Source organism: Thauera aromatica (genome assembly GCF_023093595.1).
Lineage (GTDB): Bacteria > Pseudomonadota > Gammaproteobacteria > Burkholderiales > Rhodocyclaceae > Thauera > Thauera aromatica_A.
Genome location: NZ_JALLIK010000022.1, coordinates 1 through 1,077, shown reverse-complemented (window position 1 = coordinate 1,077; position 1,077 = coordinate 1). Strand labels below are relative to the sequence as shown.

Annotated in this window: 1 protein-coding gene; it reads left to right on the top strand. The window is 68.9% G+C overall.

Annotated elements, in window-relative coordinates; translation table 11 throughout:
• Nucleotides 1-130: 130 nt before the first annotated feature.
• Nucleotides 131-1,077: IS66 family transposase (gene tnpC / locus MXC99_RS00325; protein WP_247723656.1), on the top strand; the 947-nt coding region annotated here is incomplete at its 3' end.

Sequence of the window (1,077 nt, the reverse complement as noted above, 5' to 3'; positions counted from 1 at the left end):
GGCGCAGCTCACCCCAAGGCTGTGGAAGCAACACTTCGCGGCCAATCCGCTGCGATCCGATCTCTTCGAAATCTCGAAGTAGGCAAGGACGCCGGGCAGTTACCGCTTACCCTGCGCCTGCGGCACGCCCATGGTCGAAATCGGCCAGGATGTCAGCGAGCAGCTCGACATCGTCCCGATGCAGGTGCGCGTGCTGCGCCACATCAAGAAGCGCTACGGCTGCCCCAAGGGTGACCAGGCGCCGGTCAGCGCCCGTGCCCCAACGCAGGTGCTGCCCAAGAGCAACGCCAGCAACGACCTGTTGGCGATGCTGCTCGTCACCAAGTACGTCGATGGACTGCCGCTGGCGCGCTTCGAGTATGTCCTCGCCCGCGCAGGCGTGCTCGTGCCGCGCCAGACGCTGGCGCGCTGGGTGATCGGCACCGCCCGGGCGCTGCAGCCCATCGCCAATCTGATGCGCGACGTGCTGCTCGGGCACGACGTCATCCACATGGATGAGACCCCGGTCCAGGTGCTCAAGGAGCCCGGCCGGGCGGCCACCAGCAAGAGCCAGATGTGGGTGCAGCGCGGTGGCCCGCCGGGCAAGCCGGTGATTCTCTTCGAGTACGATCCGAGCCGCGCGCAGGCGGTGCCCTTACGCCTGCTCGAAGGCTGGAGGGGGCATCTGATGGCCGACGGGCTCGAGAGCTACGGCGCGATTGCCTTCTGCGAGGGAGTGACCCGGCTCGGCTGCTGGGTTCACGCACGCCGCCGCTTCGTCGACGCCAGCAAGGTGCTGCCCGAGGGCAAGCGCGGCCGCGCCCACGAAGCGCTGGCCCTGATCGGCAAGCTCTACGCCATCGAGAAGGAGGCGCGCGAACTGAACGACGCCGAGCGCCTGGCGCGACGCCAGAGCCAAAGCCGCGCCGTGATCGAGGAGCTGCGCCGCTGGGTCGACCAGGTGCTCCCCACCGTGCCGCCCACCTCGCTGCTCGGCGGTGCGCTGGGCTACCTGCATCGGCAGTGGCCGCGCCTGACGCGCTACCTCGAGCGCGGCGATCTGCCGATCGACAACAACCCCGCCGAGAACGCCATTCG